Origin of the sequence: Butyrivibrio sp. WCD3002 (assembly GCF_000424265.1) — a bacterium.
GTDB lineage: Bacteria > Bacillota > Clostridia > Lachnospirales > Lachnospiraceae > Butyrivibrio.
Genome location: NZ_AUJO01000008.1, coordinates 58,028 through 76,097, shown reverse-complemented (window position 1 = coordinate 76,097; position 18,070 = coordinate 58,028). Strand labels below are relative to the sequence as shown.

The window sequence follows — 18,070 nt, the reverse complement described above, 5'->3', positions numbered from 1 at the left end:
CGGATGGGAAACATGGACAAAAAACAATTGCTTTTTTATATGCATGCAGGCAGCGGTAATCACGGCTGTGAAGCTATAGCTGTAAGCACCCTTAAGCTTATGGACGGACATGCCGCATTGGAGAATTACAATACACCTGTTATAGCATCTAATGATATCATTCAGGATGATCTATACGGGCTTGGTCAGCTTGCCACCAACGATAAGTGCAGACTTGTTGAAGACAGGCATATAGACAGAAATTTTTTAGCTCATGTGCTGTACTATGGTTATAGAAAAATAACCGGAGATGCTGAATCCTTTTACAGATACAGATATAAGGAAGTTCTTAAGACATATAATTACAGGAAGGGCGATATAGCTGTATCAATCGGAGGAGATAACTATTGTTACCCGGATCTCATCAAAGACCTTGTGCTATCACATAATGTTTTTCGCGGACTGGGTATGAAGACTGTGCTGATGGGATGCTCTGTGGAGCCTGAGACTGTACCAGGGCTTATAATTGACCTCAATGCCTACGACAGAATAATAGCAAGAGAGACCATTACCTATGAAGGTCTTCTTAAGGGAGGCGTAGATAAGGATGCACTCATGCTTTGCCCGGATCCTGCATTCGTGCTTGATCCTGTAAAAGTAAAGCTTCCACAGCTTTTTAATGAGAGAAGGGTAATTGGATTAAATGTAAGTCCCATGGCGGCAAGTAAGGAATCAAGTGCCGGAATTACCATGGATAATTACAGAGAGCTGATAAGCTATATAATAAATAACACAGAGTATGGTGTTGCTCTTGTTCCGCACGTTGTCTGGAGCAGCAATGATGACAGAAGGCCACTTACCGATCTCTATAATGAATTCGCAGGGGAAGATAGAAAAACACCTGTTGCTGACAGAATTGCCCTGATTGATGACATGTCTGCCGGCGAACTTAAATATGTAATCGGAAAATGCGAGGCCTTTGTGGGAGCAAGGACCCATTCCACAATCGCTGCATATTCACAGGCGGTTCCGACGCTGGTACTTGGTTATTCGGTAAAATCAAGAGGAATAGCAAGAGATTTATTTGGTACAGAAGAGAACTATGTAATTCCTGTACAGGCCCTTAAAGAGAAGAAGGATCTATTGAAGAAATTCCAGTGGATTATGGAAAATGGCGAGAGTATCGCTAAGACGCTGAAGGACAAGATGCCGGATATTAAGGAAAGAGCAAAAGGCAATGTAAGCTTTTTGGACGAGGTATAAAAATGCTGATAATAAATATTGCCGGCGGTCTTGGAAATCAGATGCAACAGTATGCGTTGTACAGAAAGCTCCTTAAGACCGGAGCAGATAAGACTATAAAGCTGGATGCATCCTGGTTTGATGCTGACAGTCAAAAGGGCGTTCTGGCAAAGAGAGAGCTTGAGCTTAGATATTTTGAAGGGCTCCCCCTTCCTATTTGCACAAAACAGGAGAGAGCAGCTTTTCTTGACAGAAATGTTGTAATGAAGGCTGCAGCAAAGCTTTTACCCGGAATGAACGTAAGATTTACCGAATCAAAGATGTATCATCCCGAGGTGTTTGAGCTTAAGAATAAATATATTGAAGGCTATTTTGCCTGCCAGAAATATTATGACGATATCATGGATGAGCTTCAGAGTCTGTTTGTTTTTCCTAAAAATCCGGATGAAGAGCTTCAGAAAAGAAATGAAGAGCTTATGAGAGAGATGGAGCAGCGTAACAGTGTAAGCGTACATATAAGGCGCGGAGATTACCTGGATCCGGAGAATGCTGCTCTTTTTGGCGGAATATCCACAGATGAGTACTATGAAAGCGCCATGAATTATTTCAGGGAAAAAAATCCCGATACTCATTTTTATATTTTTACGAATGACCCGGAATACGCAAGACAGAAGTATGCTGACAAAGGCAGATATACCATAGTAGATCACAATACCGGCAGATATTCTCTTCTTGATATTCAGCTCATGAGCCACTGCAGAGGGAATATTTGTGCGAATTCTACTTTTTCATTTTGGGGAGCAAGATTAAACAGCAGGAAAGACAAGGAAGTAGTGCGAACCTTTACCATGAGAAACAACCAGCCCTGTGACCCTGAACTTATGCATGACTACTGGAAGGGGTGGATTTTAATAGACAAGGATGGAAAAGTACGTTAAAATAATAGGATTGTAGTGCCTTTATTTAGCATGTACTACCGGGAGAGTTATCATATTCATGTCTGAGATAAAGATAGTTGTTGCGACTACAACTAAATATAGAATGCCTGAGGATCCGGTTTATATGCCTCTTCAGGTTGGGGCTGCTTTAAAAAAGTCTGTTATATCCGAATATACGCAGGATAATACGGGAGATAATATTTCTGTTAAGAACGCAAGATATTGTGAGCTTACAGGTCTTTATTGGGCCTGGAAGAATCTGGATGCGGATTATATCGGACTTGTTCATTACAGGAGATATTTTGCATCTCCACAGGCCAGATCAGATTTAGAGCCCTTTGATCAGATTGTGGGAGGCGAAGAGGTAAGGCGTCTTTTACAGGATCACAGCGTAGTAGTTCCCAGAAAGAGAAAATATTATATTGAATCCATTGAGTCTCACTATGCGCATACTCATTATAAGGAGCAGCTTGATGATACCTTTGAGATCATTAAGGAGAAGTATCCGGAGTATACGGAATCCTTTGAGAGAGTTATGGGACAGACTTCAGGTCACATGTTTAATATGCTGATAATGAGAAAGGATATTTTGGACAGATACTGCAACTGGCTTTATGATATCCTTGAGGAGCTTGAGAAAAAGGCTTCAGTGAGGGATCTGGATTCATATCAGGGCAGATTTATCGGAAGAATCGGCGAGATAATCTTAAATGTATGGCTGGACTATGAGATTAAGTACGGCTATATTCCGGAGTCAGAGATAGCTGAGCTTCCCTGTGTGCACATCGAGAAGGTGAACTGGTTTAAGAAGGGAACTGCATTTTTGGCAGCAAAACTTTTCCACAAGAAATATGACCACAGTTTCTAAGGGTAGACTGTGTTTCTTTAATGATACAGTAATGCAAATCCATCGTATAATAAAAGCGGTGGATTTTTTTCTATGGTGATGTATAGAAATGAAAATAATAGGCAAGGGTAAATAATATACATGGACAAAGATTTGTTTAAGAAAATAGGGAGAATACTGGTAGCAGAGATAGTTATTTTTCTGCTGGCAGTCCTGGTGTATCGCATTCAGCTGGACGGGTACTTTGATGATAACATTTTTGCAGGGCTTGAGTGGGATCACAAGGACAATTACGAATATGTCATGTCAGCGGAAAATCCTGTGGCGGAAGAAGATATTTATTTTGGTATGAGAGAGATAAAAACCATTGCCGTGACAGGAAGGGCTGATAATATCGATCCCGATACTCATATTGAGTTTACTGTAATAAACAAAGCAACCGGTGAGGTGCAATATTCAGAGAACCATCTTCTTAAGGATGTATTAGGACCAAAAGACAGAGATTATGTGATGTATGTGGACTCTGCAAAATGCAGTGAAGGGGAATACATTATCAGGGTAAGCCTTATTGATTGTAAGGCAGATACCGTTACTTTCGCGTACAATTTAAAGTACAGCATAGTAAAGGCGTTTAATTCAGATCCGCAAAATAAGATAAATATTATCACAAAGGTTACCTACGGGCAGGTAAGATCACTTACAAAGCTTTATTTTATCGTTGTATTTATAATAATGCTTGTGGTATTGCTCTGTTTTATGCATGTGATGAGACACGGCATTGTTGCAGGTAAAGGATTTCTTCCTATATTGTTGCTTCTTGGTCTGTGCTATCAGATTTTGATTCCTGTAGGCGGAGCACCGGATGAGAGCTGGCATATTGATACAGCTTATAAGTATTCCAATTATATGATGATGGTTCCTTCGACAGGTAATGTTCAGACGCTTTATAAAAGAGAATGTGATGCGCAGCAGTCTGATCTTCTGGGAAATAATGTAGAGACGAATTCTTTCTGGCAGCTTCTTGAAAATACCTTTGTCAGACCCGATAATACAGAGCTTATTGAAGTGGGATATGTAGATGCATCCGGAAATGCACCGGGAATAGTGTACTTTCCTATGGCCCTTGGTATTACCATTGGCAGACTTCTTGGACTGTCAGGTATGCTTACATACATTCTGGGAAGATATCTGGCATTTGTATGCTCTGCTGTACTGATGTATGCAGCAATACTTATAGCTCCTTATGGAAAAAACGTGATAGCACTTATATCAGTGCTCCCGATAACGATTCAGCAGTGTGGATCAGCATCCTATGATGCTCTGTTAATCGGTGCGGGAATGTTTTATACAGCATGCTGCCTCAGGGTGATGGAGAAAGACAGCCGCAGGAAGGACATAATACCTGCAGCCATAAGTGGTCTGCTGATTGTGATAACTAAGGGCGGGGTATATAGTCCTTTGCTGATTTTCCTGATCTATGCGCTGTATCAGAGGAATGCGAAGAAAGAGAAAAAGGGTCTTAGTAAGCGAACAATAATTCTTTTACTTGTAGGTGCGGCACTGCTTGTTGCGGGCATAATATTCATTTATAAGGATATTTTTGCCGCTATGAACGTTGCAGACAGGACCAGTGTCAGTACAGAACGCACCTATTACACAATTTCTTACTTTATCAGTAATCCCACGGAGCTTGTATGTATTTACTGGAACACCTTAATTCATAATTCTGATGATTACGTCCTGGGGCTTATGGGAGGAAAACTTGGCTGGAATAGTATAGAACTTAATTGGTTCTTTGTGCTTCCGCTTGTTTTGGTAATGCTTCTCTTTGCAAATGTGGAGAATGATAAAATGAATTTGCAATATAAAAAGAGAGTCGTTTTCCTTGTGCCATGTGTTTTGTCGTATGTGGCTATTCTACTTGCACTTTTGCTGGCATACACAAGATTTGGCAATGTTGTTGTCAAAGGTGTTCAGGGAAGGTATTTTCTTCCTTTTGCGGCCATGCTGTTTATAATGACAGAAAACAGAATGGTTAATGTAGATAAAGCTGCGTCAATTAAGCTTTGGAAATTTACCATGTATCTCCAGAGTTTAATGATCATGCAGATAGTTGTAAATGCATGGAAATAATCAGGCCCTGCAATACTATGTACAGGAGTAATGGAGTTTATATGAGGGAGCCACTTGTAAGCGCTATAGTTATAACCCATAACAGGCTTTCTATGTTGAAGAAAGCAATAGACAGTGTATTAGCCCAAACATATAAGAAAATAGAATTGATAGTAGTAGATGATGCTTCTGATGATGGTACTTATGAGTATTTCAGTGAGAACCAGGATATGAAGCTCACCTACATTCGCATTATGCCGGAGGATTCTAAAGGCGGTAACTATGCCAGAAACAGAGGTATAGAAGTTGCGAAAGGAGAACTCATAGCACTTCTTGATGATGATGATGAGTGGCTCCCTACAAAAATAGAAAAGCAGGTAGACTGCATGATGTCATCTGATGACATATCCTTTGTGGGATGCGGAATTTTCTATGAATACGAATCCGGTAAGAGGCATTATTTTAACCCGGATGATCTGCCCGAAGGAGATTTGAGCGAGTATATTTTTTATAATATGCCATATCTGTCATCTACGATGCTGGTCAGAAAAACGGCCCTTATTGATATCGGAATGTTTGACGAGGATTTGCCATGCTGGCAGGACTATGAGATGGAGATAAGACTTTTTCAGAGAGTTAAGGTTGGAACTGTTAGAGAAAACCTTGTTTCCTACAGAGTATTTAAAAGTGACAAACACAGACTTACCAATAAACTTAAGCTTTGGGAAGATACTGTTGAGCACATAAATAAAAAACATGAGAGTCTTATTAAAAAGCTCCCTCCGGAAATAAAAAAGAAAAGGGAGCTTATGATAATAATGGATGGTGCCATGCGAGCAGAGAACTCCGGAGATAAGAAAAGAGTCCGGTACTATCTGGCAAAGAGTCTTAGTATGGAGCCCTCTGCCAAGAATATGTTAAAATATATTCTCGGTGTTTACAGTTTTAAAAATAATCTATTAGGCTGATATAGCTACAGCCATGAATGCTGAAATAAGGAGTATTATGTGAGAGACGTTAACATAGCAATTACAGCAGCAAGCTACAGCGGTAATAAGGGTGCCGCAGCCATGCTGCAGAGCTCAATAAAACAATTACATGACAGATATGGAAAAAGATTAAATGTCTTTCTTATGTCAGTGTATCCTACCGACGATAAAAAGCAGTGTCCATGGGATTTTGTAACCATCATTCCAAGCGGACCGGTTAAGATTCTTATAGCATTTATTCTGGCAGTACTATATAAGGTTTTTCATTTCATTCCGCCCATTAAGTATTTACTTTTAAAAAATCAGATACTGCGAACATATAAGCAGACAGATGTTGTCCTGGATGAGGCCGGAGTAGCCCTTATGGATAGCAGAAGCTTTGTGATGAATGTTTATGCCTTTATGACCAATGCTATTCCGCTTTTAATGGGGGCAAAGGTTGTAAAGTATTCTCAGGCACTTGGTCCCTTCAAGAAGGCCTATAACAAGATTTTGGCTAAAATCCTTCTTCCCAAGATCAGTCTTATCTGCGCAAGAGGTGAGATCACTCTTGAAAGCTTACACAGAATCGGTATAAGCAAAAACGTCGTAAAGTGCGCTGACGGTGCTTTTACCATGGAGGACAATGAAGAGATTGAGAAACTGGTTGAAGAGAGATGTAAAAAGGACGATTTCTTTCTTGATAAGAATATTGTAGGCGTATCTCCAAGTACTGTAGTAAATAAGAAGTGCACCAAGAAGGGCATCGATTATGTGAGTGTTATCGCAGGTTTTATTGATAAGCTCACCAGTCAGGGATATAAGGTTTATATCATCGCAAACAGTGCAATTGAAGGAAGCACTGCCACCAGAAATAACGATCTTATGATCTGCGATGCTGTTTATGAGAAATGTGGAAATAAGGACAATATCCGTTGGTATCACGAGGAGATGGATGCTGAGGAAATCCGTTCATATATCGGAAGATGCAGATTTGTTGTTGCTTCAAGATTCCATACAATGATTGGAGCCCTTCAGAGGAAGGTACCATGTCTTCTTATAGGATGGAGTCACAAGTATCAGGAAGTCCTTGATTTCTTTGAATGCAGCGGCTATGCTACAGACTTTTCAAATCTTACGTCGGAAAAGCTTTATGAGGACTTCTGCGAACTTGTTGAGGATGAAGAAGATATCAGAGTCCGTCTTGATAAAAACTATGACAGCGTAATGGAAAGCTCATATGAGAATATTAAGAAAACTTCCGAGGTTATTGATGCTGTCATTGAAAAGCCAAAGAAATATAAACTGCTTGATTACAATAATCCTGAGAAATATATTGGAGAATTTGTAGAAACAAGAGTTGGTTATGCCACAGATGACAGCATAAGAGAGAATGCTGCATCAGGCGGAGTGGTAACCGCTTTTCTGTGCTTCCTTCTTAGAAAGAAGATTATAGATGGTGCCTGGATCTGCAGGACTGTTATAGCAGATGGCAAGGTTGCTTACGATACTTTCATTGCTACTACAGAGGATGAGATACGTTCAGGTTCATCCAGTATATATATGTCAGTTCCTATGATGAAGCATATTGACGTGGCAAGGGAGTTTGACGGAAAGCTGGCTGTTGTCATGCTTCCATGTATGCTTAAGGCGTTTTCTAAAGTCTGCGAGAAAGATGCGCAGTTAAGAGAAAAGGTTGTAATAAAGCTTGGACTTTTCTGTAGCGGAAATCATTCAGAAAAAGCTACTGAGATGGCTTTTTATAAAGCAGGCGTCAGCCTTGATAATGCGAAGAAGTTTTATTACAGAAGAGGTCACTGGAGAGGGCTTTCATCAGTACTTTACAACGACGGTAACGAGAAGACCTTCTCATACACAAAGTATCTGTGCTCCTATAAAAATGCATTCTATTTTGAACAGGAAAGCTGCATGGCTTGTCAGAATCATTTTGCAAAGGATGCAGACATAAGCTTTGGTGATGTATGGCTTAAGGAAATAAAGGATGAGAACATTAAGCCTACAGGTATAGTTATTCGAAATGAAAATGCCAAAAAGCTTTATGATATGGCAAAACAGGAAGGCGTTATTTCCGACAGATACATATCTGGAAGTAAAGTTGTAAAAAGCCAGAAGAGAGCGCTCGTATTTAAATATAACTGCGCCAAGGCAAAGGTTAACAGCGGTATTAAGGCGGACCTTGATACGTCAGATCCATGCAGATGGAATCATAAGCTGGCATTTAAACTGGCTAAAAGGAATAAAAAAAGATCCGAGAACTTTGATTCATTAAAGAAAGTTCCCACTACCGTGATCTACTATTATATGTGCTTTGTTAGATTTTTACTGAACTTTTAATGCGTATTTTGATTGGAATCATTGATGGAAAATAAAGAAAACAGTACTAAAACCACGCCCAAACGCAATATCTGGATAAAGAGAATATTCCTTATTCTGGTTGTGTTCTTTTTGGGAAGATATTTCTACAATAACTATGATACCTATAAAGAACTGGATTTAAGCATTTCGTGGTCTGTGTTTTTTATTGCGGTGCTCCTTCATTTTGTGTATAAGGTTATGCAGGCTCTTTTGTGGCATTATATAACATACCTGAATGGATGCCCGATTGATGTTAAAAAGGCAGTTCTTACGTATTTTTATTCAATTCTTGGAAAGTACATTCCCGGTAAGGTGTTTATGCTTCTTGCAAGAATACCTGCGTACGAGGAATCCGGAGTTCCTCCGAGAAAGGTTACTGTATGCTTTTTCCTTGAAAATGTATGCACACTTTTGGGAGCAGGATTTTTGTTTTTGATATCACTTTTATTTTTCCAGAACAATGTACTTCAGCAGTACAGGTTTGCAACAGTTGCCCTTATTGTAATTGCAATAATAATGATCAATCCAAGGATCATAAATTTCTTCTTAAAGCTGTTGGAGAAGGTTACTAAGAAGGATCTTCAGATACTTATAACTTATCCGCAGATGATCCTCCTCGTTCTGTTATTTGTGGTTAACTGGGCTGTGCTTGGTGTTGGATTTTATCTTTTGGTTTATTCAATATATCCTGTGCCATTATCACAGATGCTTTATGTTTCGGGAGTTTTTGCTCTGTCAGTTATAATAGGTATTCTTGCTTTGTTTGCACCTTCGGGGCTTGGAGTAAGAGAGGGAATAATGATTCTTGGCCTTGGTTCAATTATGCAGAACGAGTATGCTGTGCTTATTTCAGTAATAGCAAGACTTTGGATGACCTTCTCAGAGTTATCGGTGATACTTTTGGCATGGGGCATTGATTTTGTGAAGAATAAGGTATTTGGCTCAAAGCAGGCGAAGAAATAAGTTGGATATTTAGGAGTGGGAAGTATGGGCAAATGGTTTGAAAATAAGGAACGCTTAATTAGCATTTTCGGTGCGCTAGTTATGCTGTCTCTTCTGATTGCGGTGATATCGAATAAAGTGGGATATCACATAGATGAAATAAGTAGTTATACAAGAGCTAATCATACATATGGGTATGTTGGCGAAGAGGGCGTTTGCTATACTCCCGCTAATGAGCCATATATATATCTGGCAACGGCTACTGAAGGTAACAGATTCAATTATATACAGGTCTGGAAGACTGCAGGAGAAGGTGTACATCCTCCAATCTATTATATTCTGCTTCATACACTGTGCTCCATTACACCCGGCGTATATAACATGTGGTACGCAGGCGGAATCAATATTTTCTTTGCAATTCTGACGTTCTTTGTCTTTAGAATGCTGCTTAAAGTTTTTGTAGATGATTTTAAGATAAGGACAGTGATCACGGCTTTCTATGTTACCTGCTATGGCATGCTGTCTATAGCAAGTTTTTTCAGGATGTATATCATCGCAATGTTTTGGGTGACTTTATTGTCCTATTTCTTCGTGAATTCAATCGGGAAAGAATTTGATAAATCCCTTGCCATAAAACTGTTTTTGACCACGGTAGGCGGTGCACTTACGCATTATTACTGTATTGTCTTTGCCGTTTTTATTTCTGTCACCTATGGTGTTTATCTGCTTATCAACAAGAGAAAAGCAGATGTTGGCAAGTTTTGTCTGACTATGGCGCTTGCAGGCGGATGCAGTGTGGTACTTTTTCCCCGTATGATCAAGCATATGTTTTTTGAGCATCGCGGAGAGGAAGCCATGGAGAATCTTTCCACTATTTCCAATTATCCCGAAAGATTGACAAAATTTGTGGGCTTTATAAATAGTAGTCTGTTCGGAAAATATATGGTGGTGATTTTTGTAGGTATAGCTGTTTTACTGCTACTTGGCCTTACAGGGATTAAGAAGGAAAACAAGGTTGCGGATAAGGACATGATCGCAAGATACCTTATGCTGATATGTCCTACAATTCTGTATTTTCTTATGGTATCTAAAATGGCATCCTTTGTTCACGAGAGATACATTATACCTATATATACAATAAGCATTCTCTGGGTAATCTGTTTACTATCGGCATCTGTTAACAGATTTTTGAATTCAAAAATTACAGCCATATTACTGGCAGTAGTACTTATTGTTGTTTCATATAACGGATACAGTAATGCGAAATGGACGTATTTACAGCTTGACGATATAGAGTATTTAAATGCACTTGAAGCATATAATGGCAGTGACTGTGTATGCTTGTATGACAAGATTCACAGGAAAAACAGACTGTTTACGGCAGCAGATTACTTTGGATCGATTACCTTTGTAGATGAGAATAATACCGAATTGATGAAGACAGTAGCAGAGAATCAGAAGAATCCGGTGATACTTGTGATATATGCTGAAAACACTGATGAAATATTGGAGAAGTTTAAAGAGAATTCTGATTTTACAAATGTTGAAGTTATTGCTGAGAAATCAGATAAGAAAATGTGTTATCTTTATTAATCCCTAAGCTTTCCAATAAATATGGACTTTGGCGTTATTCTTAAAGCGTATGGTGAATAACCTATAATGATAGGATATAAGATTTATGAAACAGGCGGTTATTAAAAAGATTTTCGATACTTTGATATACATATCATTTATTTTAGTATTGGTTTTTGCCTGCAGGCAAAAGGTGAGTGTGAATATTGATGAAGTATACTCCTATGGGCTTGCTAACCACTATGGTTCAAAGTCTATTCAAATAGAAGATGGATTTAAATATGTACCATCTGAAGAGGTATATTATAACTATGTGACTGTTTTTGACGAGCATAGATTCGATTATATAAATGTCTGGAATAATCAGGTTCAGGATGTTCATCCTCCGCTCTATTACTGTATACTTCACACCATATGTTCCTTAAGACCAAGGACATTTTCTATGTGGTATGGCTTTTTCATCAACATTGGTTTTGCCATTGGTGTTTTGCTTGTCATAAGGAAAATAGTTGATCTATATACCAAGGGCTATTTTGTTAAGAGCCTTATTTCTTTATCTTTTATCGCTATGACAGGTATTTACAATGCAGTAATGTTCATAAGAATGTATGTTATGGCGATGTTCTTTGTGACTCTTTTCATATATTGGGTTTTCAAATTTATAAAGGACAAAGATAATTTTAGGGAAGTTAGTCAGTACATTATACTGCTTTTAATTTCGGTAGGTGGTATTCTGACTCATTATTACTGCATGGTATTCTTTGGCCTTTTTACTTTTGTTTATGCTATCTGCCTGCTGTCCGGGAAAAGAATCAGGGATGCATTATTCTTTTGCGTTACTATGGCGGTATCAGTTTTGCTGTCGCTTATTATATTTCCCGGTATGTATTCACATTTCTTTTTATCCGGAAGAGGCACAGAGAGCTTTGAACACTTCGCATATAATGAAAAGTTTGTGGCGCAGTTGTCTGTAGTTGCGAATTTGATTAATAAACATATTTTTGGCGGACTCTTCCCCATACTAATTTTTATTGCATTATTAGGATTAATTGTTGCATTAGTTAAGAAAAAAATTGAAATCAAGGCGGGTACTGACCTGATAGTGACGGTTGTTCCTTCGCTGATGTATTTTGTTCTGATTTCGAGAATTGCACCATATGGAACAGATAGATACTATTTCCCAATATATGGAGTTCTATTTGTGATTTTTATTCTGTCTGTATCAAGAGCGATTAAGGTACTAACAAAGGGAACAGCTTTTAAGGTGATATTGGCAGCTATTCTGGTTGTTGTTTCTGTAAATGGATGGCTTGTTAATGAATGGAGTTATTCAGAGAAGTATACTGAAGATGCGATTAAGTTTGCGAGGGAACATTCCGATCTGGACTGCGTTTTTCTTTATGAAAGAAGAACGAGAACGCATCCTGCTTTTTTTGAGGTTAAGAATTATAATAGTGTAACTTTTGCTAATTGCAGGAAAGAGATTCCTGATATTAGTACAATGAGACCTGACGGTGATTTCGTATTTATAGTACCTAATACTGAACGACAGGAAGAAATTTTAGATTTAGCATATAAAGACGGCTACATTTGTGAATATGTTGGAACCTCAGGCTATAGTAATACTTTTTGGTGTCAAAAACAGAAAAAAGAATATTGAGTCAAAGAGTTTACAGGAAAAAACGCACCTTGAATATTATAAATCAAGGTGCATTTTTTCGTTTTAGTTATGAATTAAATCCTTTAAGCGGATATCCGCCAAATAGCAGTTCTAAGTCTCCCCACTGGCTTCTTTCACCAAACTGAGGGAAATACGGAGCAAATTTTTCAGATGCCATTTTACTAAGAGCTTCCTGGTATTCAACATTTAAGGTGCCTTTTTTCATGAACTTTCTGTACCAGGCAAAGATGTTGTTCATTTCATGTTCCAGAATCTGGAAGCGAACTTCTCCATCAAGACCATACTTATCGCAAAGTGAAAGTGCTATGTTGAATGATTCCATGTCACAATCAAAATGCTGTGCTCTTTTATCTACAAGAGATGTTCCGTTATTCTTTCTGTGCATAACGAAGGGTTTCTTTGTAATCATTACGCGTTTTGCAGTTATCATGGCATGTACGAAGAATGAACGGTCGTTAGAACAAAACAGGTTATTGAACTGTAGATTATTCTCAAGGACAAAGCTCCTCTTATAGATACCATTCCACGGAACAACATTGATATAATACAGCTGCTTGGGTTGTTCAGGTAAACTGAGAACCTTGTTGTACAGATCAGGATTAAAGAGCTTGAAGCTATAAACCTGATGCCTTGATGGGAGATGATAACGCTGGTCAAAGCAAATACATCTGGTTTTAAGCACATCAAGATTGTTATCATGAGCAATCCGATACATATAAGGATATGTATTTGGCAGAGCAAAGTCATCTGAGTCCATAAAGTGAAGATACTCGCCTTTTGCATGCTTGATACCTTCATTCCTTGACAGACCGGCATAAAGGTTGGTTTTGTTCCTATAAACATGCACGTTCTTGTGACGCTTTGCAAATTTCTCCAATATTGCAGGTGTATTATCTGTTGAGCAGTCGTCTACGCAAATGATCTCCAGAGATATTGGCTGCAATAATATACTTCTTAAGCATTTTCCAATAAATTTCTCAGCATTATAAACCGGAATAATTACTGAGATTTTTGGCGTCTTTTCCATATGTTTACCTCATGTTTTTAATAAAGCACTAAACCTTACTATACCGAATATAATAAGAAACTCGGGCTCTCTGCGGCTTTCTGGAAAAAATCAGCTCCGGCCCGCAGGGTCACGCAGGCTTTTTCCTTCCTCTGCCGAAATTCCAAAATCTTTCACTGGTTATATGTGTGATTTTGCAACATGTCTGAGTTTGTTTTCGGGCGATAGCGTAGCCTGTATACAGTTATTTCGAGTCTCGTTATCTTCGCGAGATTATTCTAATGCCCATGCACCCATTGTAATGCGCGCTTCAAAAGAAACTCGCAAGGGCTTCTAATAAGACTATAGCAAAACCTTTACATAACAGAAAGCCCTCGCTCAAACACTTTCTTCGCGCGGACAATGGATGCTTATGGGCATAAGAATAATCATCACTCAGCTATAGAGACTCGAAATGACTGTATGCAGTCCGTGCCATCGCTCGAAAATAAACGAGTTATGCAAAATCACACATGCTTATAACCAGTGAAAGATTTTGGAATGCCCTGAGGCACGGAAGGAAAAAGCCTGCGTGACCCTATGGGCCGGGCCGAAGTTTTTGTATTTGAAGCCGCAGAGAGCCCGGGTTTCTTTTCCTTTCAGGTATGGGAAGTTTTAGTAAAGCATTGACATTATACCATACGACATTTTGTTGCAACAAGTTTGTCAGATTGCAGGTAAATTGGATTGGTGTTATTCTTTAGTTGCTGTATCTTTTGGGAGGATTAAAGCAGATCATTATGAATATTTTTCAGAAAGAAGATTATTTTTTTATTATAGATTCGGATTCACTTGAGAATACACAATCACGCTTATATGGGTTTTCTTTGGTGGAAAGTAATATAGTTACTGATGAGAATCTGGGAAATAAAGTATTATCCGGTGAAGGCTCGTATATAAATGTAATAAGAAATGAAAAGGAAATAGTAATACAGCAGGATTTACTGGGGAGTCAGGGATTGTACCTGTATTCTGATGGGAATTATTTTGCTGTATCAAACTCCTTCTGGATGCTTGCGGACAGGGCAAAAACTCATGGCAAGCTGTCTTTTAACAGAAAATATGCGAATGCTTTTCTGGCTAGCGATGTTTGCACATATTCATTTTCTGAAACGCTTATTAATGAGATCGGTAAAATTGACAGAAGTGCTGAGATAATAATAGATATTCCTACCGGGAAAATATCGGAAAGAATGTGTGTGCTTGATGAAAATACAGTAGATATCAGCAGCAGAGAAGGAATAGAGCTTCTGGATCGCTGGTACGAAAAATGGACAAGTCTCATATATACACTTATAGCTAATGATGAAGCTATTACTGTTGATTTGTCAGGCGGTTTTGATACCAGAATGGTGTTCACGCTCTTTTTACATCCTGATATCGATCTGAGTAAGATAAGGATAAATTCAAATTCTGATAAATTGCATACCCATGAGGAAGACTTTAAAATCGCATCACAGATCGCTGAAAAGTACGGATTTTCATTGAACAGGGAAATAAAAACATCCGGATGCCATTTCAATAATTCGATGGAGGATATCCTGAATATTGCATTTTATAACAAGCTTGGATTTCATAAAGAAATGCAATGGAAGCTAAAGACAGCTTCTCGAAGGGGATATCAGTTTAGCGGAGCCGGCGGAGCAACTATTCGTTCAGGTTTTTGTCGTGAAAAAAGCGTTCTTATAAATAATGAAAAAAACATGTCAAAGGACATACCGGGAAAGCTAAAGAAAGAGGTTGATGCTTCTATAGGCAGCTTACTTGAGGATGCCTGCAAGCTGACTGTGGAAAAATACAGAAGAGCAGGGAGAGAGATACCTGATGCCGACCTTACCAGATTTATGTATAGGGAAACCAGGAACGGTGCGCATTTTGGGAAGTCTATTTATGATAACTTCATGGGTGGAAGGTATAAGATGTGTCCGCTTTTGGATCCTGATTTTCAGAAAATTAAACTTTCAAGCGATGAATGTACAGACGGTGACCTTCTGATGGCCATGGTTTATATAAGATACGGAAGGGGAATAATCGACTGTCCTGTGCAGGGCGGAAGAAGTATTAAGCCTGAGACAATAGCCTATGCTGAAAGTGTAAACACCAGGTATCCATATGAATTAAAGAAACTAAAGGAAGTAAGTAAAGTAGATGGACGAGCTGCATCCATCCAATCAGATAGTGCACAGAATCCGCAGATACAGCTTAAGGAAGTAAATAAAAAGGTAGACGATTTATTTTATTCCCATGAAATAAGAGATGTAGTTGAAAAATTGTATGGAAGAAAAATGTATAAGAATATGTGCTATGCACTTACTAATGCCGGATATCATAAATATGCCATGGCATATTTTGCACTGTCAGTATATTTGGCAGATAAAGCTGTGAAGGATTCAGGGAATCGTAATGGTGAAGAAGGGGCAGATTCTATCAGTTCTTTGAATTTACTCAGACCAATAGATGAAAATTTGAGATACAGACCAAAGAACAATATTTTAAGAAAATCAGTCAGATTTCTTGAAAGGTTATTATAGGAATGTAATATGAGGAATGCATTATGAATAATTTTAGAAAAGAAGAGTATTTTTTTGTCATAGATTCCGAGTCACTTGATAATGTGAAATCGCATCTGTACGGTTTCTCAATAGTGGATAGTTCTGTGGTCACGAATGATAACCTGAATGGAAGAGAATTATCCGGAGAAGGATCCTATGTAAATATAATCAGAAATGAAGATCGGATTGTTATTCAGCAGGATTCGATGGGGAGTCAGGGACTTTACTTTTTTCTCAAGGAGGGTTACTTTGCTATATCAAACTCGTTCTGGATGCTTGCAGACAGGGTTAAGACTGTCTCAAAACTATCACTAAACAAAAGATGTACAGACGCATCTCTTTCAAGGGGTATTTGTACATATTCTTTTTCTGATACCCTTATTAACGAGATAACAAGATTAGACAGAAGCATAGAAGTTCATATAGATATTAAGTCTAAAACAGCCAAAACAAATATGTGTCCACTGGTTGAAAATACCGTAGATTTAGACACTAAGGAAGGTATGGGGTTGCTGGACCATTGGTATGAAAAGTGGACTAATCTGATACATGATCTCATCAGTGATGGAGATAGTGTAACAGCTGATCTGTCAGGAGGCTTCGATACCAGAATAGTATTTACCCTGTTTTTACATCCTGATATTAATCTTGGCAAAATAAGAATTAATTCGAATTCGGATAAACTCTATACACATCCGGAGGATTTTAAGATTGCATCTCAGATTGCTGAAAAGTATGGATTTGTCTTGAATAAGGATTGCAATAATGCGGTTAAGTCCTCCAACAATACAGTTGAGGATATTCTTAATATTGCATTTTATAACAAACTTGGATTTCATAAAGAAATGCAATGGAAGTTTAAAAAATCCATTCCCGGAGATTATCAGTTTAGTGGCTCCGGCGGCGCTACTATACGCGGAGGATATTGCAGTAAACAAAGCGAACTGATAAGCAATGAGCTCAACAAGGCTAAAGATATTCCCTGGCCAATAGATGAGACGGTGTCAGAATCTGTAGAAAATATAGTCGAAGATGCCTGCAGACTAACTGTAGATAAATACAGAAATGCCGGCAGAGAGCTGTCTGATGATGAGTTCACCAGATTTATGTACAGGGAAACAAGGAATGCTGTGCATTTTGGAAAGTCGATCTACGACAGTTATTTAGGATCACGATATAAGATGTGTCCTTTACTTGACCCTGATTTCCAAAAACTGAAGCTGTATTCGGGCGATTGTCTGGATGCAGATTTGCTTATGGCGCTGGTATTTATTAGATACGGAAGAGGAATAATAGATTTTCCTATTCAGGGTGGCAGAAGTATCAAGCCGGACACAATAGCATACGCGGAAAGTATAAATAACAAGTATCCTTATGATTTTAAGAAAATATCGGAAAAGACTGCAAGAACTGTCAGGACTGTAAATGACAGTGTCAACCTTTCAGAAAATCCTTCGGTAGATAAAAAGCAGGTTTTTGATAAGGTTGAAGATATCTTTTATTCATATGAAATAAAGGATACTATAGAAAAGCTTTATGGAAAGAAATTGTATAAGTATATATGCTATGCAATAACAAACACGGGGTATCATAAATACTCTTTGGCATATGCTTCAATTGCTATATATCTTGCAGATAAGGCAGTACAGGAATCAAACGGTGTGGAAACTGACAAATATGAGGATTCCATCAGTTCGTTATTTTCTCTTAGGCAGATAGCTCAAGATAAGAGGTACAGACCCAAAAACAATATCTACAGAAAAGCCTTGCGCTTTTTTGAAAGAAAAATTCTCAAAAAAATAAAATAAGGAGTACC

At 38.4% G+C, this 18,070-nt stretch carries 12 protein-coding genes; 11 read left to right on the top strand and 1 reads right to left on the bottom strand.

The window, feature by feature from the left end:
* The first annotated feature begins 12 nt into the window (after positions 1-12).
* The 9 genes from G608_RS0110565 (at position 13) to G608_RS0110525 (ending at position 12,636) form a co-directional block, all read left to right on the top strand.
* Positions 13-1,242: a polysaccharide pyruvyl transferase family protein gene (locus tag G608_RS0110565; RefSeq protein ID WP_242829375.1), complete on the top strand. Its 1,230-nt coding sequence runs from the start codon at positions 13-15 to the stop codon at positions 1,240-1,242.
* 2 nt (positions 1,243-1,244) lie between these two features.
* Entirely contained in the window at positions 1,245-2,159 is a 915-nt protein-coding gene (locus G608_RS0110560; protein ID WP_026495989.1) for an alpha-1,2-fucosyltransferase, read from the top strand.
* Positions 2,160-2,217: 58 nt separating this feature from the next.
* Positions 2,218-3,027 (top strand): DUF4422 domain-containing protein, encoded by an 810-nt coding sequence (locus G608_RS0110555; protein WP_035795331.1) that lies wholly within the window; start codon positions 2,218-2,220, stop codon positions 3,025-3,027.
* A 120-nt stretch (positions 3,028-3,147) separates the two neighbouring features.
* Positions 3,148-5,139 (top strand): DUF2142 domain-containing protein, encoded by a 1,992-nt coding sequence (locus G608_RS0110550; RefSeq protein ID WP_026495987.1) that lies wholly within the window; start codon positions 3,148-3,150, stop codon positions 5,137-5,139.
* On the top strand, positions 5,130-6,086 hold the full coding sequence (locus tag G608_RS22470) for a glycosyltransferase family A protein (RefSeq protein WP_051209168.1): 957 nt from the start codon (positions 5,130-5,132) through the stop codon (positions 6,084-6,086). Before G608_RS0110550 ends, G608_RS22470 begins: the two co-directional genes overlap by 10 nt.
* 39 nt (positions 6,087-6,125) lie before the next feature.
* Positions 6,126-8,441 (top strand): polysaccharide pyruvyl transferase family protein, encoded by a 2,316-nt coding sequence (locus G608_RS0110540; RefSeq protein WP_026495986.1) that lies wholly within the window; start codon positions 6,126-6,128, stop codon positions 8,439-8,441.
* A gap of 24 nt (positions 8,442-8,465) precedes the next feature.
* The gene (locus G608_RS0110535; RefSeq protein ID WP_026495985.1) at positions 8,466-9,425 is read left to right on the top strand and encodes a lysylphosphatidylglycerol synthase transmembrane domain-containing protein; all 960 of its coding nucleotides are present in this window, start codon (positions 8,466-8,468) and stop codon (positions 9,423-9,425) included.
* Positions 9,426-9,449: 24 nt separating this feature from the next.
* Complete coding sequence (locus tag G608_RS0110530) at positions 9,450-10,997, top strand: hypothetical protein (RefSeq protein WP_026495984.1); 1,548 nt, start codon at positions 9,450-9,452, stop codon at positions 10,995-10,997.
* Between the two features lie 178 nt (positions 10,998-11,175).
* Positions 11,176-12,636 carry a hypothetical protein gene (locus G608_RS0110525; RefSeq protein ID WP_155833270.1) on the top strand — a complete coding sequence of 487 codons (1,461 nt, stop codon included), beginning with the start codon at positions 11,176-11,178 and terminating at the stop codon, positions 12,634-12,636.
* A 67-nt stretch (positions 12,637-12,703) separates the two neighbouring features.
* Here G608_RS0110525 and G608_RS22465 read toward each other — a convergent pair whose 3' ends face one another.
* The gene (locus G608_RS22465) at positions 12,704-13,684 is read right to left on the bottom strand and encodes a glycosyltransferase family 2 protein (RefSeq protein ID WP_026495982.1); all 981 of its coding nucleotides are present in this window, start codon (positions 13,682-13,684) and stop codon (positions 12,704-12,706) included.
* Positions 13,685-14,532: 848 nt separating this feature from the next.
* Between G608_RS22465 and G608_RS0110515 the strand changes: the two genes are divergently transcribed.
* A complete protein-coding gene (locus tag G608_RS0110515; RefSeq protein ID WP_155833269.1) occupies positions 14,533-16,233 on the top strand; it encodes a hypothetical protein in 1,701 nt (566 codons plus the stop codon).
* Between the two features lie 23 nt (positions 16,234-16,256).
* Entirely contained in the window at positions 16,257-18,062 is a 1,806-nt protein-coding gene (locus G608_RS0110510; RefSeq protein ID WP_026495980.1) for a hypothetical protein, read from the top strand.
* Positions 18,063-18,070 lie beyond the last annotated feature (8 nt).

Coding starts and splice junctions, on each gene's coding strand:
- G608_RS0110565 (WP_242829375.1), top strand. CDS start 13: ATGGACAAAAAACAATTGCTTTTTTATATGCATGCAGGCAGCGGTAAT.
- G608_RS0110560 (WP_026495989.1), top strand. CDS start 1,245: ATGCTGATAATAAATATTGCCGGCGGTCTTGGAAATCAGATGCAACAG.
- G608_RS0110555 (WP_035795331.1), top strand. CDS start 2,218: ATGTCTGAGATAAAGATAGTTGTTGCGACTACAACTAAATATAGAATG.
- G608_RS0110550 (WP_026495987.1), top strand. CDS start 3,148: ATGGACAAAGATTTGTTTAAGAAAATAGGGAGAATACTGGTAGCAGAG.
- G608_RS22470 (WP_051209168.1), top strand. CDS start 5,130: ATGGAAATAATCAGGCCCTGCAATACTATGTACAGGAGTAATGGAGTT.
- G608_RS0110535 (WP_026495985.1), top strand. CDS start 8,466: ATGGAAAATAAAGAAAACAGTACTAAAACCACGCCCAAACGCAATATC.
- G608_RS0110530 (WP_026495984.1), top strand. CDS start 9,450: ATGGGCAAATGGTTTGAAAATAAGGAACGCTTAATTAGCATTTTCGGT.
- G608_RS22465 (WP_026495982.1), bottom strand. CDS start 13,684: ATGGAAAAGACGCCAAAAATCTCAGTAATTATTCCGGTTTATAATGCT.
- G608_RS0110510 (WP_026495980.1), top strand. CDS start 16,257: ATGAATAATTTTAGAAAAGAAGAGTATTTTTTTGTCATAGATTCCGAG.